The sequence below is a fragment of the Streptomyces sp. rh34 genome (genome assembly GCF_002551245.1).
Taxonomy (GTDB): Bacteria; Actinomycetota; Actinomycetes; order Streptomycetales; family Streptomycetaceae; genus Streptomyces.
This window is the reverse complement of the sequence record NZ_NTGZ01000077.1, coordinates 1-21602: the sequence shown is the minus strand read 5'-3', so window position 1 is coordinate 21602 and position 21602 is coordinate 1. Positions and strand designations below refer to the sequence as shown.

Below are 21602 nucleotides of genomic sequence, written 5' to 3'. Positions count from 1 at the left end.
TCCAACCCGGTCACCCCTACCTGACGCTTCGTCAGTTACGGCTGGAGGGAACGGCATGAGGCTCGGACTCGCGCTCGGATACTGGGGCCGCGGCCCGGACCCCGGTCAACTCGCCCTGGTCCAGGAGGCCGAGCGGCTCGGCTACGACTCGGTGTGGACGGCGGAGGCCTGGGGGTCGGACGCCTTCACACCGCTGACGTGGATCGCCGCCCACACCTCCCGGATCCGGCTGGGCACCGGCATCGTCCAGATGGCGGCCCGCACCCCCACCGCGACGGCCATGCACGCACTGACCCTGGACCATCTCTCCGGCGGCCGGATGCTGCTCGGCCTCGGCCTGTCCGGGCCCCAGGTGGTGGAGGGGTGGTACGGCCGGCCGTTCCCCAGGAGCCCGCTGACCGCGACCCGTGAGTACGTGGAGGTGATCCGGCAGGTGCTGGCGCGGCAGGCTCCGGTCGAGCTGGCGGGCCGCTTCCACGCGCACCCGTACGACGGTCCGGACGCCACCGGGCTCGGCAAGCCGCTGAAGCCGATCACGCATCCGCTGCGGGCCTCGCTCCCCGTCCTGCTGGGCGCGGAGGGCCCGAGGAACATCGCGCAGACGGTGGAGATCGCGGACGGCTGGCTGCCGCTGTACTGGTCGCCGCTGCGCACGGACGTCTACGGGGCCTCGCTCGCCGGACTCAGGGACGGCTTCATGATCGCGCCGATGGCCCGCGCGCATGTCTGCGACGACGTGGCGGAGGGGCTGTGGCCGGTGAAGGCGATGCTCGGCTTCTACATCGGTGGGATGGGACACGCGGCCCGCAACTTCCACGCCGATCTGATGGCCCGCATGGGGTTCGAGGAGGAGGCCCGTCGGATCCAGGAGCTGTTCCTCCAGGGCCGCAAGGAGGAGGCGGTACGGGCGGTGCCCGACGCGTTCGCCGACGAGATCTCCCTGATCGGGCCGCGCTCCCGCATCGCGGAGCGGCTGGAGCTGTGGCGCCGGGGCCCGGTGACGGATCTGCTGGTCACCGCGCCGGACCCGCACACGCTGCGGGTCCTGGCGGAGCTGAACAGCTGACCCGACAGCCCTCAGGGCTGTCCGCGCTCAGCCGAACGACGACCGGTCCAGCCAGAAGTCCAGCAGCGCGGCGTCACCGAGCACCTCGACCCGCGGGCTCGTCGGCTCCAGCCGGCGGTTGAAGACGAGCATCAGGTCGGTGAGCGGTCCGCGCAGCGCGACCGTGGCCCTCTCGTGCGCGTGCCGCCAGGTGAAGCGGTCGTCGCCGAACTCGATCAGCCACTCCGCACCGGGCACGTCGGTGGCGTGCAGATGCAACGAGCGCCCGCCTCCGCTCAGTTCGGCCGCCTCCGGGTCGCCGCCCTCCTGGGCGAAGGAGACGATGCGCAGCCATTCCTCGATGGTGTCGGCGGCCACATCGGCGTCCACCGTGTACGGGGCGCCGGCGGCGAGCGCCGCGTCCGCCCGGTGCACAGCCGTCTCGTGCGTCATGCGCCGCGCCCAGAAGGCCGTACTCCGCTCCCGGGACCAACTCCACACCTCGGCGTCCGGCCCCGCCTCCCGCAGCGCGGCGACGGTGGCCGCGGCCCCCTCGGCGAGCCACGAGTCCAGCGCGGCCGGGTCGTCGCCGTCCGGGCCCTCGAAGCCGGGCACCCTCTCCTCGGGGACGTCCTCGGCGGCGCGGGTGCGGACGATCTCGCCGACCCAGCGGTGCGCGCCGCCGACGTGCACGGCGAGCTCCCGCAGGGTCCAGTCCGGGCAGGTGGGGACGGTCGCGGCGAGGTCGGCGCCGGTCAGCACCGCGCGCAGGGCGTCGGTCTGGGCCAGGATCTCGTCGCAGTAACGGCGGTGGGAGAGAAGGGTCATGCCGCGCACCCTAACCGGCGGAACCCGCGTTGATCACCTGGGTATCCGGGCCCCGGCCGGGCTCGCGACGGTCCTGCCGTGCGGAGGATCCGCACCATCGGTCGGAACGCCCGTCGCCGGCCGGTTTCACCCTGCGTAAAGCGGCAACCCGAGTGCCATGTCTCCCAGAACCCGTTCAGGAAGCAGTTCAGGAAGCAGTTCAGCGGCTCGTGTCATCGCCGTCGTGGCCGACATTCTGGCCTTCGTCATCATCCTCTGGATCCTGATGTACCTGCTGGACGCCAACCGCGGCAACGACTTCGTGCAGTGGGTGCACGACGCGGCCCGCTGGCTGGCGGGCTGGTCGTACGACCTGTTCACGTTCGACAAGGCGTGGGCGCGTGTCGTCGCCGGATACGGCCTCGCTGCCGCCGTCTACCTGTTCATCGGGCACGCGGTGGCGGGCCGGCTCCGCCGCGGCTGAACAAGACCCGTGGCAGAGCGGTTCTCAGCGGCAGCAGTCCGGCTCCAGGCCGACGGGCAGCCGCTCGCCCCCGAAGACCGCGGTGGTCGCCTCGTCCCCTCCGAGCGCGGCCACCGCGAGCAGCAGCGAGCCCGCCGTCCAGGTGGTGAGCTCCTCGGGCCAGAAGGCCCGGTTGCCCTCGAAGACGTATCCCGTCCAGTACAGCCCGCCCTCGGTGCGCAGGTGCTGGATGGACTGGAGGATCTCCAGCGCCCGGTCGGACTCCCCCGTCATCCAGAGGGCCAGGGCGAGTTCGCAGCTCTCGCCGCCGGTCACCCAGGGGTTGGGCAGCACGCAGCGCACCCCGAGACCGGGGACGACGAAGCGGTCCCAGCCCTCCTGGATGCGGGCGGTGGCCTCGGCCCCGGTGACCGCGCCGCCGAGGACCGGGTAGTACCAGTCCATGGAGTAGCGGTTCTTGTCGAGGAAGCGCTCGGGGTGGCTGCGGATCGCGTGGGCCAGCGCTCCGGTCGCCAACTCCCAGTCGGGCTGCGGCTCCTCACGGCGCTCGGCGATGGCCAGCGCACAGCGCAGCGCCTGGTGGATGGAGGAGGAGCCGGTCAGCAGCGCGTCGTTGACGGGCGTGCCGTCGCTCTCCCGCTTCCAGCCGATCTGCCCGCCGGGCTGCTGGAGCCCGAGGACGAACTCGACGGCGGCGAAGACCGTCGGCCACATCCGGTCGACGAACGCGTCGTCGCCGGTGGCCAGGTAGTGGTGCCAGACGCCGACGGCCACGTACGCGCAGAAGTTGCTCTCCCGACCGCGGTCGGTCGGCTGCTGCGCGTCGCCGTCGTGGTAGGCGGCGTACCAGGAGCCGTCGTCGTTCTGGTTGCGGGCGAGCCAGTCGTAGGCGCGGGCCGCGGCCTCGTGCTCGCCGGCCGCGTCCAGGGCCATCGCGGCCTCGGTGTGGTCCCACGGGTCGAGGTGGTGGCCGCGGAACCAGGGCAGCGCCCCGTCCTCCCGCTGTACGGCGGCGAGCGCGGTGACCGTCTCGACGGCCTGAGCCGCCGTCAGGACGCCTGGCAGAACGAGGTGTTCGGTCCGTTCGGGGGTGCTCACGCCTCGGCCTTCGGAAGATGCGGCTTGGTGGCGTAGGCGACGAAACTCTTGCCGACGACCGGATTCAGGAGCTGCTCGGCGACCCGGGTGGCGAGCGGCTTCTTCATGATGTCCCAGACCAGCAGCTTGTGGTACGCCCGCACCGGCAGCGCCCGGTCGTTGTCCACGCCGAAGGCGCACTTGAGCCACCAGTACGGCGAGTGCAGGGCATGGGCGTGGTGGGTGCCGTACGGCTTGAGTCCGGCCTCGCGGATCCGGGCGAGGAGCTGGTCGGCCTTGTAGATGCGGATGTGGCCGCCCTCGACCTCGTGGTAGGCGTCGGAGAGGGTCCAGCAGACCTTCTCGGGGCCGTAGCGCGGGACGGTGATGGCTATCCGGCCGCCCGGCCTGAGCACCCGGACCATCTCGGCGAGGACGCCCTTGTCGTCCGGGATGTGCTCCATGACCTCGGAGATGATCACGACGTCGAAGGAGTCGTCGGGGAAGGGCAGGTTGAGGGCGTCGCCCTCCATCGCGGTGGCGGTGGCGCCCTCGGGGGCCTCCCCGGCCTCCTTCATCGCGGCGAACCACTTGGCGACCTCGCGGATCTCCTCGCCGTTCCGGTCGAGCGCGACGACCTGCGCGCCGCGCCGGTAGCACTCGAAGGCATGCCGGCCGGCACCGCAGCCCAGATCGAGCACTCGGTCGCCGGCGGCGAGCGGGAAGCGGGTGAAGTCGACGGTCAGCACGGGGGCCTGCCTTCGAGGTCGGAGGTACGGGTTGCGACGATCGGGTCCGCGGCCGCCCGGGGGCGCGCGGTCACCTGCGGACTCCGCGGGCGATGATCGCCTGACGGTACAGCTCGGCCGTTCCGGCCGCCGCCCGGGCCCAGGTGAAGTTGGCCAGCACCCGCTCGCGGCCGGCCGCGCCGAGCCGGGCGCGCAGCTCCGGGCTGTCCAGCAGCCGGGCCAGCGCCCCGGCCAGCGCGTCCGCGTCGCCGGGCGCCACGGCCAGGCAGGTCTCCCCGTCGCGGCCGGAGACCTCGGGGATCGCGCCGCCGGTGGTCGCGACCAGCGGGGTGCCGGTGGCCATGGCCTCGGCGGCGGGCAGCGAGAACCCCTCGTACAGCGAGGGCACGCAGGAGACCTGGGCGCTGCGCACGAGGTCGACCAGCTCGGCGTCGCTTATGCCCTTGACGAACTCGACGGCGTCCGCGAGTCCGTGCCGCTCGATCGCGCGGGCGACGGGACCGTTCTCGGCGCGCTTGCCGACGACGACGAGGTGGGCGGCGGGGTTCTCGGTGCGGAGCTTGGCGAGCGCGTCGACGAGGTGGACGAGGCCCTTGAGCGGGACGTCGGCGCTGGAGGTGGTGACGATGCGGCCGGGCACCTCGGGGACCGAGGGGTCGGGGGACCACAGGTCGGTGTCGGCGCCGATGTGGACGACGCTGATCCGGTCCGCCCGTACGCCGAGGTCCTCGACGATCTCGTCGCGGGAGGAGCCGGAGACGGTGAGAACGGTGTCCAGCTTGCGGGCGACCCGCTTCTGCATCCGGGTGAAGGCGTACCAGCGGCGTACGGAGGCGCGGCGGCGGCGGTCGGCGGCGGCCGCCAGATCGAGCCTGCGGTCCACGGTGATGGGGTGGTGGATCGTCGTCACGAGCGGGGCCCCGAGGTCGCCGAGGAGCCCGTATCCGAGGGTCTGGTTGTCGTGGACGACGTCGAACTCGCCGCGCCGGGCCAGCAGATGGCGACGGGCGCGCAGGCTGAAGGTGAGCGGCTCGGGGAATCCGCCGGTCCACATGGTGGCGACCTCGGCCAGGTCGATCCAGTCGCGGTACTCGCCGCGCTTCGGGGTGCGGAAGGGGTCGGGCTGACGGTAGAGGTCGAGGCTGGGCAGCTCGGTGAGCGGGACGCCCTCGTCGAGCACCGGGTAGGGCTGCGCGCCGATCACCTCGACGCTGTGGCCGAGGCGTGCGAGCTCCCGGCCGAGGTGGCGGACGTACACGCCCTGGCCACCGCAGAACGGATTGCCCTTGTACGTGAGGAGTGCGATGCGCAACGGCCTGCCGCCGGTCCCGGCGGAGCTGCCGTCGCCCGTGCGGGGGCCTGTCTCTATGGCCTCAGCGGTCACACTCGGCCCCCTTCTGACTGCGTGTTCGCCGGAGCGTAACCGGTCGCGCTAATCTAGAACAAGTTTCAGACTTGCTAGAACAAGTTCCAGACTTGATCGTTCGGTGTGCACCGAATCTACCGGCAGGTAGCGTCGGCGTGACGGCCGGATCAGGTGATTCGCGCCACGACGGACGCCCTGGCATGCTGTGCGCGCCCGGACGGCTCGCTTCGCCCGTCCGGGTGGATCAAGGCCATGGATCATGGATCGTGGATGGGGACAGCATGACCGCGGACGCCAGACCGGCAGCGCCTCCGCTGACCGAACGCCAGGAGGCCCGTCGCCGCCGCATCCTGCACGCCAGCGCCCAGCTGGCCAGCCGGGGCGGATTCGAGGCGGTGCAGATGCGGGAGGTGGCCGAGGCCGCCGGGGTCGCGCTGGGCACCCTCTACCGCTACTTCCCGTCCAAGATCCATCTGCTGGTCGCCACCATGCAGGACCAGCTGCAGCACCTGCACACCACGCTCCGCAAACGTCCGCCGGCCGGCGACGACGCGGCCCAGCGGGTGGCCGAGACGCTGATGCGCGCCTTCCGCGCCCTGCAGCGCGAACCCCACCTCGCGGACGCCATGGTCCGCGCCCTCACCTTCGCGGACCGCGGCGTGAGCCCCGAGGTGGACACCGTCTCCCGGCTCACCACCGCGATCATCCTGGACGCGATGGGCCTGGAGCACCCGACCCCGGAGCAACTCTCCGCGGTCCGGGTCATCGAGCACACCTGGCACTCGGCGCTGATCACCTGGCTGTCGGGCCGGGCCTCGATCGCCCAGGTGAAGATCGACATCGAAACGGTCTGCCGTCTCATCGACCTGACGGCGGAGCCGGGCCGGGGCTGAGGAGCGGCCCGTCGGCGGGGCGGGCCGCGGACACGTCGGCGCCCGCGAGTGCCACCACGGCCGCACGGCGGTGATCCGTCCACTCGGTCAGCCGGGCGTCCTCCCGCCCGGCCTTGAACAGGGCCTCCTTCCGGACCCACAACCGCAGCAGCGCCGGGCCGGGGTCCGGCTCGGCGCAGGCGGCGTCCACCTCGGCCGTCGGCAGCATCCGCCGCAGTACGGGCAGGGGGCCCGGCCGGCGCGCCAGGGGCTCCACGTCGATGCCGACCTCGCCCGGCCCGGCCGCCGCCGCGGCGAGGCCGTCGGCGTGGCTGTAGCTGACGCCCAGCTCCGGGTGGTCCGGGAGATACGGCCGGCCGTGCCCGTCCCGCCCGCACCCGGGGCAGCGCTGGGCCGGCTCCACCTCCTCCGGCGGCAGCCCGGTGGCCCGGGAGGCGCACAGCCGCAGCAGCAGACGGGCCGCCACGACGTCGTCGCGGCGGCCCGGCACCCGGATTCCCGCGAGCCGCCGCCGCTCCCACGGGGCGAGCAGGCGCTCATCGAGCTCCGGGTGCGCCAGCACCTCCGCGGTGGTGGCGACCAGTGCCACGGTGGCCGCGCCCTGCCCGGGGGCCGGCGGGAGAGAGGTCACCGGCCCGGGCTCACCCGGCCGACGTCTCCGCCAGGTCGGCGGAGGCGAGGAAGCGCTCCTTGACGCGGGCGAGGGTGCGGAAGTCGTCGATGGTGACCTCCTGCAGATCGATGCCGCTGCCCGAGATCTCCTCCAGGAGGTCGATGAACTCCAGGAAGTCCATCGAGTCGATGAGGCGGGCCTCGATGAGGTCCTCCTCGACGCCGATCGGGCCGTCGAGGCCGGGATTCTTCTCGTTGAGCCACGCTACGACACGTTCCATGGGAGAAGGCGCTCCTCTTGTCTCTGTTCGGGTGAAGGCCAGACGTGAAGGTCGGATCAGGAGCCGGCGGCGCGCAGCCGCTCCAGGGCCTGCTCGGCGGTGCCGTGGGCGAGGATCATCGCGTGCACCCAGCGCTCCATGCCGAAGGCGACGCAGGAGCTGTAGGCGGACCCGTGGGAGCCGGCCCGGATGCCCAGCCGCTGACCGAAGAAGTTGCGGTGCCGGTTGACGGAGGCGATGGCCGTGCCGTCGGGGGCGCTGTACTCGTACTTCACCGGGTCGAGTGCCATCAGGCGGGCCCGCGAACCCCCGTTGTCGTAGAACGGGTCGTCGGCCGCCGCCCGGGTCAGGGTCAGGCCGAGCCTTCCGGCCACCTCCTGGACGAACTCCCCGCCGCGCTCCTGGTGTTCGGTGGCCCCGTCTTTGGTGCCGAGGTAGATCACCTCACGCATGTGGAACCCCCACAGGCGGCGCAGCCCGTCGTAGTGGGTCTCGTTGCGGAAGCAGCGGCCGACCGCCGAGAGTCGCAGCCCGTCCTCGCCGACGTCCTCGCCCTCCAGGGAGAGCAGCAGCCCGTAGCAGGTAGCGGACGGCAGCACATGCCCGGTCGGGTGCAGCGACAGGTCCTGGGGCGAGCCGCCGGAGGCCAGGCCGTCGAGCACCTCGGGGCCGAACCGTCCTGCGGAGACGCCGAGATGGGGAAAGTTGCGGAAGAAGTCGAGCCGCGCCAGTCCGTCGACGGACAGCAGGGGCGGCCCCACGACCTCGGGGGCGGCGAGCCGCTCGGCGAGGCCGGTCAGCAGATCGTCCAGGCCCCGCAGCAGTGCGGTGCGGACCGGGTCCAGCGTGATCAGCCCGGCACCGGGACTCTTCAGCGTGATACCCGGCAGGGCCGTGATGCTGGATGTGTTCATGAAACCGCGTCTTTCTCGGTGTGGGCCGGCAATCGGGACACCCCTCGGGCGTAGCGACCACATCGCCGTGGCGTCGGCGGTCCCGAACGGGCCCGTGACCGACCGGAGCACGGGCAGCGAGACGGGGTGACGCCCCGTCACGAAACTGACCGCACCCCTGGACATTAGGCCTGCCGCTCACCTGTTGTCTAGACCAAAAATACCGAACGCCAGGTATAGATTCCGTGGCCATCACGCGCGAGAGGGCATCTCATATCCCCATATGTGGATGGCACTTGACAGTCCGGGCGGTCTGGACCAATCCTGCTGACCGACGTGGTTCACGGCTCCTCCCACCACGGCACTGCCATCCGTCCCGCCGTCCGCGGCGGCCCCGCTCCCCCGGGGTCGCCGCACGGCCGGCCGAGGAGAAGGACCTGCCATCAACCCCATGACGACACCCGCCCCCCGCCGTCGGCCCCGCCTGCACCGTGCCGCGTCGGACATCCCGTACTTCAGCGCGGACGGCGAGGCCTACCTCGCACAGACCGCCCTGCGGGAGCTCGACAAGTCGCGCCCGCTGCGGGTGCTGTCCGAGGAGGACTTCACCCACTGGCAGACGTACGGCTACGTCATCGTCCGGGAAGCGGTCCCGGCCCCGGTGGCGCGCCAACTGCTGGACTTCACGTGGGAGTTCCAGGGCCTGGACCCCGAGCGGCCGGAGAGCTGGTACGAGGACCGGCCGCTGCGCTCCGAGCTGGACCAGCAACTGCACATCTACGGCTTCGTGGAGGCGTACCACCACCAGCTCCTCTGGGACAACCGGCAGTCGCAGCGGGTGTACGACGCCTTCGTCGACGTATGGGACTGCGAGGAGCTGTGGGTCACCCTGGACCGGCTCAACCTCAATCCGCCCAACCGGGGCAACCGTGACCGGGCCCTGATCGAGCCGACGGACCGGGGCTTCGACATCGAGCTCCACTGGGACATCGACACCACGCTCGCCGTCCCGCCGCAGCGGGTGCAGGGCATCATCGCCCTCAACGACACCAGTCCGGAGACGGGCGGCTTCCAGTGCTGCCCGGAGCTGTTCCGGCAGTTCGACACCTGGAAGACCGGCCAGCCCGGGGACCGGGACCCCCTGCGCCCCACCATCGACCGGGACGAACTCCCCGTCGTACGGCCGGATCTGCGCCCCGGCGACCTCCTCATCTGGAACGGTCTGCTGGCCCACGGAGTGGCGCGCAACCTCTCCGAGAACGGGGTGCGGGCCGTGCAGTACCTGTCGATGATGCCCGCGCTGGAGGAGCACGAGCGGCTGCGCAAGTCCCGCGTGGAATCCTGGCGCCACCTGCGCACCCCGCGCTGGAACCGCACCCTGGTCGGCGACCCGGTGCGGCCCGAGTCCCAGCGCTACCCGACGGCCGAGCTGAACCCGCTGGGCAGCCGGCTGCTGGGGCTCGCCTCGTGGCAGGACCCGGTCGAGGACGTCGCACCCGCCGCGCAGAGCGGGGAGCCTTCGTGCACCGCGTCTGCCTGACCCTGCCCACCCACCGGGCCTGCGCCGGCACCATCGCGGCGGTCGGCGCGGAAGCGGCCTACGGGGCACGGCAGTTCGGCGTCGAGGTGCACCTCCTGGTTCTGGACTCCTCTCCCGCGCCGGTGCTCGCCGAGCACCGGAAGGCGGTGGCCGCGCTGCCTCCGTCCCCCGGTGTGACCGTCCACCACCTCGACGAGGACGAGCAACGGGCCTTCCTGCGTGAGGTGATCGGCCGGTCCGGCGGGGCTCCGCGGGACCGGCTGCTGGAACTGATGCTGCCGTCCCGCGTCTCCTACGGCGCCTGCACCAATCGGGCGTTCCTCGTCGCCCAGGCCCTCGGCTGCACGTCCGTCCACCGCCGGGACTCCGACAGCCGCTACCAGCACCTCGACGGCGAACCGGTCTTCCCTCTCCACCAGGAGCTCAGCTTTCTGGGTCAACGTGCCGACGACGTGCGCGAGTCGGCGACCCGGAGCAAGCTGCCGCCGGGGGCCGGGGACCGGCGGGTGACGATGGCCGGCGGCTCCTTCGTGGGAGAGATGTCGGTGGACGTCGCGGAGATCCGCGACCTCGACCCGGACACGTACCGCGAACTGATCGGCCTGTCGATACCCGGGGGATACCCGGAGATCTGGCGCGGGCACCTGATCGACGAGTCCTTCCGGGGCGCCGGGGACACCGCGTTCGACGGCGACCGCACCACCCTCGCTCCCGTCAGCCCGATGCGCGTGGACATGTGCAACATCGCCCTCGACCACGAGGTCTACCGCCGCGTCCCGCTGCCGCCCGCCACCGACACCATCGGCAGCGACTACTTCCTGATCCACCTCCTCCACGACGCCAAGATGCCCGGCGTCCAGCACAACCGGCACATCGTCAACTTCCATACGGCCGAACGGCGTACGGACGACGGGTTCCTCGCGTACCAGCTGCGCTTCGTGAAGTTCCTGCTGTCCAAGGCGTATCTCAACGCCGTGTACGCGAGGACGGCGGCGGCGGGTGACGCCCTGCTCGACGCCGACGGCCACATCCGGGCCTCCGAGGTCGCCGGGTTCGTCCGGGACAGCACCGGCCTCGACCCGGCTTCGAGCGCCCACCGCCTCGACGTCCTCGACGACGCCTACCGGCGGCTCGGAGACCGCTACAAGACGGTCGCCGACGTCCTCGTCGAACGCCGCTCCCAGCTCCTGGACGAGGCCCGCGACGACATGGCCGACTTCGCCCTCCTGATGGACCACTGGGAGGCGTTGACCCGTGCGAGCGCGGAGACGGGCCCCGAGGGCGTCCGGGCCGTGAACCGATGAACTCCGCAGCCGGCAAGGACACCATGCACCTGGACACCCCTCGTACCCCGCCCACTCCGCGTACCGTCACCGTCGCCTACGCGGGCGGTGACGAGCGCCGCGGCCCCCTCACCATGGGCCAGGCCAACATGATCCGCTGCATCCTGCGGGACGACCCCGAGCACATCAACAACCACGACGTGTGGGCGATCCCGCCGGGCGTCGGCCCGGACGACGTCACCGACGCCCTGCGCACCCTGGCCCTGCGCCACGAAGGGCTGCGCACCACGTTTCCGCACGCCCCCGGGTCCGCACCCGTCGAGCAGGTCGTGGCGGCCGAGGGCACGTTCGCGATGACGGTCCTCGACCACGCGGAGTTCCCCGGGGAGCCCGCGCGGTACGCCGAGTCGGTGGCCCGTGCGGCCCGCGCCGGCCGCTTCGCCCTGGGCCGGGAGTTCCCCCTGCGGATCTCCCTGCTCACGCTCCGGGGCGTGCCGGTCCACGTCGCCCTGGCGTCCAGTCACGCGGTGACGGACGGCAGCGCGCTGGCCGTCCTGCGGGAGGAGTTCCTCGCCCTGCTGGCCGGGGAGGAACTCCCCGCCCCGGCCTCCTTCGCCCCGCTCGACCTGGCCGCCGAGGAGGCCTCCCCCACCGGGAAGCGGAAGTCGGAGGCGTCGCTGCGGTACTGGGAGCGGATCATCCGCACCGAACCGCAGGAGATGTTCGCCGAGCCGCGTGCGGCGGGTGCGGACGGCCGGGCCCGGCAGCTCACGCTCCGCTCCCGGCGGGGCGCACGGGCCCTCGCCCGAGCGGCCGGGCGCACCGGGAACCCGGAGGCCACCGTGCTGCTCGCGGCCTGGTGCGCGCTGGTGGCCCACCGGGCGGGCCAGGACTCCTGCGTCACCGCCGTGCCGACCTCCAACCGGTTCCACGCCAGGAGCGCCCGGTCGGTGAACACCCTGTCCCAGGACGCGCTGCTCTGCCTGGACGTCCGGGTCCCGTCCTTCGACACCCTGGTCCGCAAGACCTGGGGGGCGGCGCTCAACGCGTACAAGCACAGCCAGTTCGACTCCGTACGCCTGTGGGAGATGATCGACCGGGTCACCGGGGAACGCGGCAGCCACTTCGCGCGGGACGTGGTCTTCAACGACGTCAGTGTGCTTCCCGCCACCCTCCTGTCCACCGCGCCCGCCGCCGCCGACGGCGCCGACGAACCGGAGCTGGCCTGGGGCCCGTTCCAGGCGCTGCCGACGCGGATGCTGGCGTTCACGTACGAGACGACACCCCGGCTCCACATCTCCCTGTGGGCCGACCCCGCCCTGTTCACAGCGAACGAGGCGGAGGGCTTCCTCTCCGGCCTGGTCCTGCTGCTGGAGGCCGCCGCCGAGCGGGACGTACCGCTGGACTCGCTCACCGGCGTGACGGGTGTCCGGCCGGCCGAGCGCGGCCCCGACTGGGTTCGCGTGGACGGCTGTTGGGTATCACCGTCGGCCGTACGGGAGGCGCTGTCCGGGGCCTTGGGCGGCCTGCCGGTGCACATCGACACGGACCAGGAAGCGGGCCTCACGGCGTACATGGCGCGTGGCGGCGACACGTCACTGACCCCGGCCGGGGCCCACGCGGCGCTGATGGCCGAGGTGGGCCCCGCCCACGGCGGCACCGGCGTCCTCGCACCCCACCGCTACGTGCTCGTCGAGAGCCCGCCGGCCGAAGCGGACCGGAGCGACGCCTGGCGTCGGCTGCACATCATCGAGGAAGGGACCGGCAGGAGCCGGCAGGTACGACATGAGCGTTGACGACACGACCCTCCAGCAGAAGCCCCCCTCGCTGCCCAGCCCCTGGCGGTCGGGCCGGTTCCGGCTCTTCTTCACGGCCCGCAGCGCGTCGCTGCTGGCCGACGGCATGCTGATGGTCTCCCTCACCACAGCCGTGCTGGGAGCGGGCCACGGGGCGAGCGGTGTCGGCTACGCGCTGGCCGCGTGGATGACCCCGATCGTCCTGCTGGTGCTGTTCGGCGGGGTGCTGGCCGACCGGTTCACCCCGCAGCTGATGATGATCTGCGCCGACCTGGTGCGGATGCTGGCCATGATCACGCTGGCCGCGCTGCTCTTCTCCTCCGACCGCGTCCCGCTGTGGCAGATCATGGCGCTGATGGCGCTCAGCGGCGCCGCGACCGCGATGTTCCAGCCCGGTATGGCGAGCATGGTCCCCCGGGTCGCCGAGGACATCCAGAAGGCCAACGCGCTGCTGCGCATATCCGAGGCCCTGAGCACGCTGCTCGGCCCCGGCCTGGCGGGCATCCTCGTCGCGTACTGGCAGGTCTCGGGCTCGTACCTGGTCATCGCGGCGGCGTACGCGCTCAGCGCGGCGGTCCTGCTGCCCCTGCGGAAACTCCACACGGTCCGCGACGAGGGCGACGCCCCGATGTGGCGCAGGCTGGCGACGGGCTGGCAGGAGTTCCGGTCCCGCCAGTGGCTGTGGGGCGTCATCGCGGTCTGGTCCGTCTACGGCCTGTTCGTGTTCGGCCCCGCTCTGCCGCTCGGCGCGGCGCTGATGATCGAGCAGCACGGGGCGAGCGGATACGGCTGGATCGCCTCGGCGGACGGCGCCGGGACGATCATCGGCGGCCTGATCGGCATGCGGGTCCGCCCGAGACGCCCGCTGGTGGCCGGCGCCCTGGCCATGCTCTGCTTCGCGCTCAACCCCCTGGCGCCGGCCCTCGAATGGTCCTTCGCGGCCACGGCCGTCGCCCATGTCATCGCGGGTTACGGCTTCGCGTTCTGGGGCGTGATGTGGGCGACCAGCGTCCAGTCGCACATCCCGCTGACGGTCCTGAGCCGCGTCTCCGCGTACGACGTCGCCGGCTCCATCATGGTCATCCCGCTCGGCCGCGCGCTGGCGGGCCCGGCGGCGGACGCGTTCGGCGCGAACGAGGTGCTGATCTTCTCGTCGGTCATGTCGTTCGTCCTGCTGGCCGTGATGCTCAGCGTTCCGGCGATCCGGGCGCTGCGCAGGGCCCCGGAGGGGCTGCTGAGCAAGCCGGAGGCCGAACCGGCGGTCTGACCCGCGGGGGCGGCGCAGTCGTACCGGCCAGGCACCGGCGGAGAGACCTCGAGCACCGGCTTGCCGGAGCCGGGCGGCGCTCCGCGCACGCTCACTCCTCCGGCGGGAACACCACCTCCCCCGACCCGGCCAGCGTCAGCGTGATCGCCTCCACCGGGCAGCCCTCCGCCGCCGCGAGGAGTTGTTCGCCCGGGTCGCAGTCCTCGGCCGACGGGTGGGACTGGCGGGCGGAGTCCAGGTGGAAGCCGTCCGGGGCGTGGTTGACGCACATGCCGGAGCCGATGCAGACGGAGCGGTCGACCTCCACGTGCCAGCGGTCGCCCATCACGCCTCCCGGTAGCCGGCGGGCAGGTGGATCATCTTGTGCTCGAAGAACTCGCCAAAGCCCTCGGGGCCGAACTCACGGCCCAGGCCGGAGTTCTTGTAGCCGCCGAACGGGCCGAGCATGTCGAGGCTGAAGGTGTTCACGCTGTACGTGCCCGTCCGGACCCGGCGGGCCACGTCGATGCCGCGTTCCGTGTCCGCCGTCCAGACGCTGCCGCTGAGGCCGTACGGGGAGTCGTCGGCGATGCGGACCGCCTCGTCCTCGTCCTCGTACGGGATCAGGCAGATCACCGGGCCGAAGATCTCCTCGCGGGCGATGCGCATGGAGTTGTCCACCGAGCCGAAGAGGGTGGGTTCGACGTACCAGCCTCGTTCCTGGGAAGGGGGGCGGTTGCCGCCGGTGAGGATCTTGGCGCCCTCCTCCTGGCCCAGACGGATGTAGTCGAGCGAACGTTGTTGCTGGCGGCGGGCTACCAGCGGACCCAGTTCGGTTGTCGGGTCGAGGGGGTCTCCTACGCGCAGGGCTCCGGCCGCTGCCGCGAAGGCTTCCGCCATCTCGTCGTAGCGGGAGCTCGGGGCCAGGATGCGCGTCTGGGCCACGCACGCCTGGCCGTTGATCATCCAGGCGAACGGGACGATGCCCGCCACCGCCGCCTCCAGGTCGGCGTCGGGGAGGATGACCGCTGCCGACTTTCCGCCCAGCTCCAGGGTGACGCGGGTCAGGTTGCGGGAGGCCACCTCCATCACGCGGCGGCCGGCCGCCACCGAGCCGGTGAAGGAGACCTTGTCCACGTCCCGGTGGCCCACCAGGTATTCGCTGACCTCCCGGTCGGCCGGGAGGATGGAGAGGACCCCGGGCGGCAGGCCCGCCTCCGTCGCGATCTCCGCCAAAAGGTAGGCGTCCAGGGGGGTTTCCGGTGAGACCTTCAGGACCGCCGTGCAGCCCGCGAGCAGCGCCGGGGCCAGCTTCGCGGCGGCCGTGAACTGGGGGACGTTCCACGGGACGACAGCCGCCACCACTCCGACCGGTTCGCGGCGGACCAGAAGGGGGCCGAGGACTCCGTCGCGTCGTTCCTCGTACGGGAAGTCGCGGGCCACCGTGATCGCCGAGTCCCAGACCATCATCGCGGCCAGCGCCTGCACCATGACGCTCGCACTGTACGGAGTGCCGTTCTGGGCGCTGATCAGACGCGCGAACTCCTCGTGGCGTACGGCGAAGGCGTCCTTGATGCGGGTGATCACCGCGATCCGCTCGTCCAGGCCCATCCTCGGCCAGGGGCCCTCGTCGAAGGCGCGGCGGGCGGCGGCGACCGCCCGGTCCACGTCGCCCTCGGAGGCGTGCGGCACGCGGCCGATGACCTGTTCGGTGTGCGGGGAGATCACCTCGATGACCTCGGTGCCGAGCGGATCGGTGAACTCCCCGCCGATGAACAGGTGTCCGTGTTCCACGAGCTCCGTAAGTTCCGTCATGGCTGTTGCCTCCCGCGGCCCGGCCCCACCTACTGACTAGTCGTCAGAACTGATACCAGTTCCTGTTCCAGGAGTCCACGGTGCGGACCGTCCCGCACGCGAAGGATTTGGTAGACCCGGGCTACCACTGGAACAAGTTCTCGTTAGAGTGGGCACGGTGCGGCGCCGTACGGCACGGTGCGCCGCCGTGCACACCCGGACCACCGGCAGAGACGGGACGCCCATGACGCAGCTGACGCACATGACCGACCACGGCGGAGGCGTCCACAGCATCAAGGTCCCCATCCCCGACAACCCGCTGGGCCACACCCTGGTCCACCTCCTCGACACCGACCGGGGGCCGGTCCTCATCGACACCGGCTGGGACGACCCGGCCTCCTGGGACACCCTGGTCGCGGGGCTGACGGCCCTCGGCACCGCCGTCGGCGACATCCACGGCGTCGTCATCACCCACCACCACCCCGACCACCACGGGCTCTCCGGTCAGGTCCGCGAAGCGTCCGGGGCCTGGATCGCGATGCACGAGGCCGACACCGCGGTCGTCCGGCGCACCCGGGAATCCGAGCCCGGCACCTGGCTCGACTACCTCACCCGCAAGCTCGCCGCCGTCGGCGCGCCGGAGGAACACCTCGCCCCCCTGCGCGCCGCCCGCGGCGGAGGGCGGCTGGGGACCCTGCCGGGTCTGCGCGCCGCGCTGCCCGACCGCGAGATCGTGCCCGGCGAGCTGCTCGACCTCGCCGGGCGGCGGCTGCGTGCCGTCTGGACCCCCGGGCACACCCCGGGCCATGTCTGCCTCCACCTGGAGGAGCGGCACCCCGCCGGGCTGGCGGGGCACGGGCGGCTGTTCTCCGGGGACCATCTGCTGCCGGGGATCAGTCCGCACATCGGGCTGTACGAGGACCCCGACGACACCGCCGTCACCGATCCCCTCGGCGACTACCTCGCCTCGCTGGAGCGGATCGGCGGGCTCGGGGTCGCCGAGGTGCTGCCCGCGCACCAGTACGCGTTCACCGACGCGGGCGGGCGGGTGCGGGAACTGCTGGACCACCACGAGGTACGCCTGACCGGGCTCCTCGCGCTGCTCGCCACGCCCCTCACCCCGTGGCAGCTCGCGGAACGGATGGAGTGGAACCGGCCCTGGGAACAGATTCCGCACGGCTCGCGGTCCATCGCCGTCTCCGAGGCCGAGGCCCATCTGCGGCGGCTCGTGAAGCTCGGCCGCGCGGAGGCCGTGCCGGGCGGGCCCCCGGTGGCGTACATCGCGGTGTGAGCGAGCCCTCGGAACCCGTCGGAAGCGCTCGCGAGCCCCGGAACCCGTCGGCCCCGGTGACGTACACCGCCGTCTGATCACCGCCGTGACGCAGACCCCCGGCCCCTCGGCCACGGACCGGTAGAGTGGGCAGGTCGTCATCATGCCCGTACAGGGGGAAGCCGGTGCGAATCCGGCGCAGTGCCCCAGCCGTGACCCGTCCGTCCGACGGCAGCCGGACCGCCCTCCGCGGAGCGTGACCGGCTCGGGCCACCGGAACCCCGGTGGCCGGCACCGTCGAGGCATACGGGGCCGGAGCCCGGGGCCTTCGTGCACCCGGGGAGTCCGGCCCTCGCAGGAGAGGCCCAGCCAGCCATGACCGTACGCCGCAGCGCAGCCGCGCTCGCGACCACCGCCGTGCTCCTGGGCGCGGCCGCACCTGTAGCGGTCGCCGCGCCGGGTCCCTCCCCGTCGGCGGACCTGCCGGCCGGGCTCTACGGCACCACGGACCCCACGTACGACGGGGTGTGGCGGCAGTCGGTGGCCTTCCTCGCGCAGAAGATCGAGTACGTCACTCCGGCCACCGCCGCCGTCGACTGGCTGGTGGGGCAGCAGTGCGACAGCGGGGCGTTCACCTCGTACCGGGACGCCGCCAAGCCCTGTGACGCCTCCACGGTCATGGACACCAACGCCACCGCCGTCGCCGTACAGGCCCTCGTCGAGATCAACCAGCACCGCGACGCCGCGAACAACGGCGCGGACTGGCTGAAGTCCGTGCAGAACGAGGACGGCGGCTGGGGCTACAACCCCGGCAGCCCGAGCGACGCGAACTCCACGTCCATCGTGGTCGGCGCCCTCGCCCGGACCGGGATCCCGATCAACGAGGTCACCACCGCCGAAGGAAGGACCCCGTACACCGCGCTCCAGTCCCTGGCCATCCCCTGCGGGGACAAGGACGGCGGCGCGTTCGCCTATCAGCCGGGCAAGAAGGGCGAGCTGACCGCCAACCTGGACGCCACCGCGGCCTCGGTACTCGGTCTGATGGGCAAGGGCATCGCCTCCGGCACGTCCAACGCGGTCAAGGACCCCTCCTGCACGAAGGGCGGTGACCTCAGCCCGGAACAGACCGCCCAGAACGGCTCCTTCTTCCTCGCGGACACCTTGAAGAAGTCGCCGTACCTGGAGCAGGCCCCGATGCCGGGCGCCGAGGAGACCGAGCCGCAGCCCGACTACGGCAACACCGCCGACGCGGTCGTCGCGCTCGCCGCCTCCGGGCACACGGACAAGGCCGAGGCCTCCGTCACCTGGCTCCAGAAGAACGCCACGGACTGGGCGAAGCAGGGCGGCCCGGCCGCCACCGCTCAGCTGATCCTCGCGGCGCACGCCACCGGCGCGGACGCCCGCAGCTTCGGCGGGGTCGACCTCGTCAAGCAGCTCAACACGATGGGCCCCGCCCCGGCCGCCACCGCCCTCCCCTCGCCCACGCCGACCGGTCCGCAGCCCTCCAGCGGCACCAGCAGCGACGACGGCGGGCTGGGTCTCGGGTGGCTGATCGGCATCGGCCTCGTCTTCGGCGCGGGCATCGGCTTCCTGCTCAGCATGCGCCGGAAGAAGCAGCAGCCATGAGGCGTACGCCGGTCCCGGCGCGGCTGCGGAACCCCGCCGTCGCGCGGCTGCGGAACCCCCTCGTCGCGCGGTTGCGGAATCCCTTCGTCGCCCTGCTGGCCGCCCTGGTCGCCGCCTCGGCCGTCCTGCTCGGCGCGGGAAGCGCGGAGGCCGCCGGGTACCGCTACTGGTCCTTCTGGGAGGGCAACGGCAAGAACTGGGAGTACGCCACCCAGGGGCCGTCGCTGCTGCGCCCGGACGACGGTGCGGTCCAGGGCTTCCGGTTCGCCGTGAGCGAGGACTCGGGCGATGCCGCGCAGCCGCGCCGCGCCCCGGACTTCGGGGCGATCTGCGCGGGCACCCCGGCGAAGGACGGCCAGAAGCGGGTGGCTCTGGTGATCGACCCCGGTACGGCGGCGGACGCCCCGGACGGGGAGAAGCCGCCCGCCCCGCGCACCGCGTGCGCGCGGGTCGCGCCGGACGCCAGCAGCGCGGAGGCGCTCGCCGCGGTGGCGAAGCCACTGCGGTACGACAGCAGCGCCATGCTCTGCGCGATCTCCGGCTACCCGAAGGCGGGCTGCGGCGAGCAGGTGTCCGGCGAGGACGGCAGCACGAAGCCGTCCTCGCCTTCGGAGACACCCTCTTCTTCGGAGACGTCCCCCTCTTCGGAAACGGGTTCCGCCTCGGAGACGGCCCAGGATGACGGAGACGGTGGCGGCGGTCCGTCCGTCGGGCTCCTCGTCGGCGGCTGCGCCGTTCTGCTGCTGGGCATCGCCGCAGTGATCCAGGCCCGCCGCCGCCGGTGACCGCCTCCCCCGCCCCGGCGCCGGCCCGGCTGCCACGCCGTGCCCTGCACGCCCCCGAGGCGGACCGCGGCAACGCGCTGCCCGCCGGGGCGTGGTGGCTGTGGGCGCTGGGTCTTGCCACCGCCGCGTCCCGGACGACGAACCCGCTGCTGCTCGGGCTGCTGGTCGGTGTCGCGGGCTATGTGGTGGCGGCGCGCCGCACGGACGCGCCGTGGGCCCGTTCGTACGGCGCGTTCGTCAAGCTCGGGCTGTTCGTCGTGGCGCTGCGTCTGCTGTTCTCCGTCTTCCTCGGTTCGTCGATCCCCGGCTCGCACACCGTGCTGACGCTCCCCGAACTGCCGCTGCCCGACTGGGCGCAGGGCGTGCGGATCGGTGGCCGGGTCACCGCCGAGCAACTCGTCTTCTCGCTGTACGAGGGGCTCAAGCTGGCCGCGCTGCTGATCTGCGTCGGCGCGGCGAACGCGCTGGCCAACCCGGCGCGGCTGCTGAAGTCGCTGCCCGGTGCGCTGTACGAGGCGGGCGTCGCCGTCGTGGTCGCCATGACGTTCGCGCCGAACATGGTGGCCGACGTGGTCCGGCTGCGCACCGCGCGCCGGCTGCGGGGGCGGCCGACCGGAGGCGTACGGGCCGTGGCGCAGATCGGTCTGCCGGTGCTGGAGGGGGCGCTGGAGCGGTCGGTGGCGGTGGCCGCGTCGATGGACGCGCGCGGATACGGGCGCACCGCCCGGGTCCCGGCCGCCGTCCGGCACACCACGAACGTCCTCACCCTGGGCGGGCTGCTCGGGGTGTGCGCCGGCACGTACGGGCTGCTGGCCGCGCAGGGGGCGGTGTACGGGCTGCCGTTGCTGCTGGCCGGTCTGGTCGCGGCGATGGCCGGGCTGCGGCTCGGTGGGCGGCGCTCGGTGCGCACCCGCTACCGGCCGGACCGGTGGGGCGCCCGCGCCTGGCTGGTGGCGTGCTCGGGTGGGGTGGTCGCGGCGGCGATGATCTGGGCGGGCGCGGTGGCTCCTGAGGCGCTGCGCCCCGGTGTCGTACCGCTGGCCGCGCCGGTGCTGCCGCTGTGGCCCGCGGCGGCGGTGCTGGTCGGGCTGCTGCCCGCGCTCGTCGCCCCCGTACCGCCATCCGCGCACCGGGCCGGGAAACCGTCCTCGCACGGAACGGGGAAGCCGTCCTCGCACGGGGCCGGGAAACCGTCCTCGCACGGGGCCGGGAATCAGGCTCGTATCGGCAAGGAGCAGGTGTGATCAGGTTCGAGCGGGTCTCCGTGCGGTACGAGGGTACGGAGCACCCCACGCTGTCCGGTGTCGACCTCACGGTCCCCGAAGGCGAACTCGTCCTGCTCGTCGGACCCTCCGGTGTCGGCAAGTCGACTCTGCTGGGTACGGTCTCCGGGCTCGTGCCGCACTTCACGGGCGGGCTGCTGTCGGGCCGGGTCACGGTGGGCGGCCGCGACACGCGTACGCACAAGCCCCGCGAACTGGCCGATCTGGTCGGCACGGTGGGACAGGACCCGCTCGCGCACTTCGTCACGGACACCGTCGAGGACGAGCTCGCGTACGGCATGGAGTCGCTGGGTCTGGCCCCGGACGTGATGCGCCGCCGGGTCGAGGAGACGCTCGACCTGCTGGGCCTGGCCGAGCTGCGCGACCGGCCGATCGCGACCCTGTCGGGCGGCCAGCAGCAGCGGGTGGCGATCGGTTCGGTGCTCACCCCGCACCCGAGGGTGCTGGTGCTGGACGAGCCGACCTCCGCGCTGGACCCGGCGGCGGCCGAGGAGGTCCTCGCGGTGCTCCAGCGGCTGGTGCACGACCTGGGCACGACCGTGCTGATGGCCGAGCACCGGCTGGAGCGCGTGGTGCAGTACGCGGACCAGGTCATCCTGTTGCCCGCCCCGGGCGCCGCCCCCGTGATGGGGCCGCCCGCCGAGATCATGAAGGTGTCGCCGGTACGGCCGCCGGTGGCCGAGCTGGGCCTGCTCGCGGGCTGGGACCCGCTGCCGCTGTCGGTACGGGACGCCCGGCGCGGGGCGGGCGGGCTGCGGGAGCGGCTGGCGGA

General features: G+C 72.6%; 21 protein-coding genes. 12 read left to right on the top strand and 9 right to left on the bottom strand.

Annotation, left to right across the window (positions count from 1 at the left end):
- Positions 1-55: 55 nt before the first annotated feature.
- Positions 56-1066: an LLM class F420-dependent oxidoreductase gene (locus tag CR470_RS16625; protein WP_097868374.1), complete on the top strand. Its 1011-nt coding sequence runs from the start codon at positions 56-58 to the stop codon at positions 1064-1066.
- 27 nt (positions 1067-1093) lie between these two features.
- Here the strand turns inward: CR470_RS16625 and CR470_RS16620 are convergent, their stop codons facing one another.
- The gene (locus tag CR470_RS16620; RefSeq protein ID WP_097868373.1) at positions 1094-1873 is read right to left on the bottom strand and encodes a maleylpyruvate isomerase family mycothiol-dependent enzyme; all 780 of its coding nucleotides are present in this window, start codon (positions 1871-1873) and stop codon (positions 1094-1096) included.
- Positions 1874-2030: 157 nt separating this feature from the next.
- Here CR470_RS16620 and CR470_RS16615 point away from each other — a divergent pair, with 157 nt between their 5' ends.
- On the top strand, positions 2031-2336 hold the full coding sequence (locus CR470_RS16615) for a hypothetical protein (RefSeq protein WP_097868372.1): 306 nt from the start codon (positions 2031-2033) through the stop codon (positions 2334-2336).
- 24 nt (positions 2337-2360) lie between these two features.
- Here CR470_RS16615 and CR470_RS16610 read toward each other — a convergent pair whose 3' ends face one another.
- From CR470_RS16610 to CR470_RS16600, 3 genes are all read right to left on the bottom strand, one after another.
- Positions 2361-3434: a prenyltransferase gene (locus CR470_RS16610; RefSeq protein ID WP_097868371.1), complete on the bottom strand. Its 1074-nt coding sequence runs from the start codon at positions 3432-3434 to the stop codon at positions 2361-2363.
- Positions 3431-4162: a class I SAM-dependent methyltransferase gene (locus tag CR470_RS16605; RefSeq protein ID WP_097868370.1), complete on the bottom strand. Its 732-nt coding sequence runs from the start codon at positions 4160-4162 to the stop codon at positions 3431-3433. Before CR470_RS16605 ends, CR470_RS16610 begins: the two co-directional genes overlap by 4 nt.
- Positions 4163-4232: 70 nt before the next feature.
- A complete protein-coding gene (locus tag CR470_RS16600) occupies positions 4233-5546 on the bottom strand; it encodes a glycosyltransferase family 4 protein (RefSeq protein WP_097868369.1) in 1314 nt (437 codons plus the stop codon).
- 263 nt (positions 5547-5809) lie between these two features.
- On the opposite strand from CR470_RS16600, the gene CR470_RS16595 reads away from it, so the two are divergent.
- Positions 5810-6421, top strand: coding sequence for a TetR family transcriptional regulator (locus CR470_RS16595; RefSeq protein ID WP_097868368.1), 612 nt, complete (start codon positions 5810-5812; stop codon positions 6419-6421).
- Here CR470_RS16595 and CR470_RS16590 read toward each other — a convergent pair.
- From CR470_RS16590 to CR470_RS16580, 3 genes are read right to left on the bottom strand one after another with little or no spacing between them, the layout of a single operon-like run.
- Positions 6387-7052: a 4'-phosphopantetheinyl transferase family protein gene (locus CR470_RS16590; RefSeq protein WP_097868367.1), complete on the bottom strand. Its 666-nt coding sequence runs from the start codon at positions 7050-7052 to the stop codon at positions 6387-6389. The two genes, CR470_RS16595 and CR470_RS16590, sit on opposite strands and share 35 nt — an antisense overlap.
- A gap of 10 nt (positions 7053-7062) precedes the next feature.
- Complete coding sequence (locus tag CR470_RS16585) at positions 7063-7314, bottom strand: acetyl xylan esterase (protein ID WP_097868366.1); 252 nt, start codon at positions 7312-7314, stop codon at positions 7063-7065.
- Positions 7315-7370: 56 nt separating this feature from the next.
- The gene (locus CR470_RS16580) at positions 7371-8228 is read right to left on the bottom strand and encodes a hypothetical protein (protein ID WP_097868365.1); all 858 of its coding nucleotides are present in this window, start codon (positions 8226-8228) and stop codon (positions 7371-7373) included.
- A 430-nt stretch (positions 8229-8658) separates the two neighbouring features.
- Between CR470_RS16580 and CR470_RS16575 the strand changes: the two genes are divergently transcribed.
- The 4 genes from CR470_RS16575 to CR470_RS16560 are packed head-to-tail and all read left to right on the top strand — an operon-like array spanning position 8659 to position 14093.
- Positions 8659-9747, top strand: a complete 1089-nt coding sequence (locus CR470_RS16575) for a phytanoyl-CoA dioxygenase family protein (RefSeq protein WP_097868364.1) — start codon at positions 8659-8661, stop codon at positions 9745-9747.
- Complete coding sequence (locus CR470_RS16570; RefSeq protein WP_097868363.1) at positions 9729-11051, top strand: DUF6271 family protein; 1323 nt, start codon at positions 9729-9731, stop codon at positions 11049-11051. Before CR470_RS16575 ends, CR470_RS16570 begins: the two co-directional genes overlap by 19 nt.
- Positions 11048-12826, top strand: a complete 1779-nt coding sequence (locus tag CR470_RS16565) for a condensation domain-containing protein (RefSeq protein ID WP_097868362.1) — start codon at positions 11048-11050, stop codon at positions 12824-12826. The genes CR470_RS16570 and CR470_RS16565 overlap by 4 nt, the downstream gene beginning before the upstream one ends.
- The gene (locus CR470_RS16560; RefSeq protein ID WP_097868361.1) at positions 12816-14093 is read left to right on the top strand and encodes an MFS transporter; all 1278 of its coding nucleotides are present in this window, start codon (positions 12816-12818) and stop codon (positions 14091-14093) included. The genes CR470_RS16565 and CR470_RS16560 overlap by 11 nt, the downstream gene beginning before the upstream one ends.
- 91 nt (positions 14094-14184) lie before the next feature.
- On the opposite strand, the gene CR470_RS16555 is transcribed toward CR470_RS16560, so the two are convergent.
- Together CR470_RS16555 and CR470_RS16550 are read right to left on the bottom strand one after the other, a co-directional pair.
- Complete coding sequence (locus tag CR470_RS16555; protein ID WP_097868360.1) at positions 14185-14418, bottom strand: ferredoxin; 234 nt, start codon at positions 14416-14418, stop codon at positions 14185-14187.
- The gene (locus CR470_RS16550; RefSeq protein ID WP_097868359.1) at positions 14418-15887 is read right to left on the bottom strand and encodes an aldehyde dehydrogenase; all 1470 of its coding nucleotides are present in this window, start codon (positions 15885-15887) and stop codon (positions 14418-14420) included. The genes CR470_RS16555 and CR470_RS16550 overlap by 1 nt, the downstream gene beginning before the upstream one ends.
- Before the next feature lie 223 nt (positions 15888-16110).
- Between CR470_RS16550 and CR470_RS16545 the strand changes: the two genes are divergently transcribed.
- The 5 genes from CR470_RS16545 to CR470_RS16525 all read left to right on the top strand — a co-directional run.
- A complete protein-coding gene (locus CR470_RS16545; protein ID WP_097868382.1) occupies positions 16111-17157 on the top strand; it encodes an MBL fold metallo-hydrolase in 1047 nt (348 codons plus the stop codon).
- A gap of 354 nt (positions 17158-17511) precedes the next feature.
- On the top strand, positions 17512-18762 hold the full coding sequence (locus CR470_RS16540) for a prenyltransferase/squalene oxidase repeat-containing protein (protein ID WP_097868358.1): 1251 nt from the start codon (positions 17512-17514) through the stop codon (positions 18760-18762).
- Positions 18759-19547: an SCO2322 family protein gene (locus CR470_RS16535; protein WP_179892272.1), complete on the top strand. Its 789-nt coding sequence runs from the start codon at positions 18759-18761 to the stop codon at positions 19545-19547. Before CR470_RS16540 ends, CR470_RS16535 begins: the two co-directional genes overlap by 4 nt.
- Complete coding sequence (locus CR470_RS16530; protein WP_097868357.1) at positions 19544-20791, top strand: energy-coupling factor transporter transmembrane component T; 1248 nt, start codon at positions 19544-19546, stop codon at positions 20789-20791. The genes CR470_RS16535 and CR470_RS16530 overlap by 4 nt, the downstream gene beginning before the upstream one ends.
- On the top strand, positions 20788-21602 hold an 815-nt coding region (locus CR470_RS16525; protein ID WP_143663818.1), incomplete at its 3' end, for an ABC transporter ATP-binding protein. The genes CR470_RS16530 and CR470_RS16525, both read left to right, overlap by 4 nt.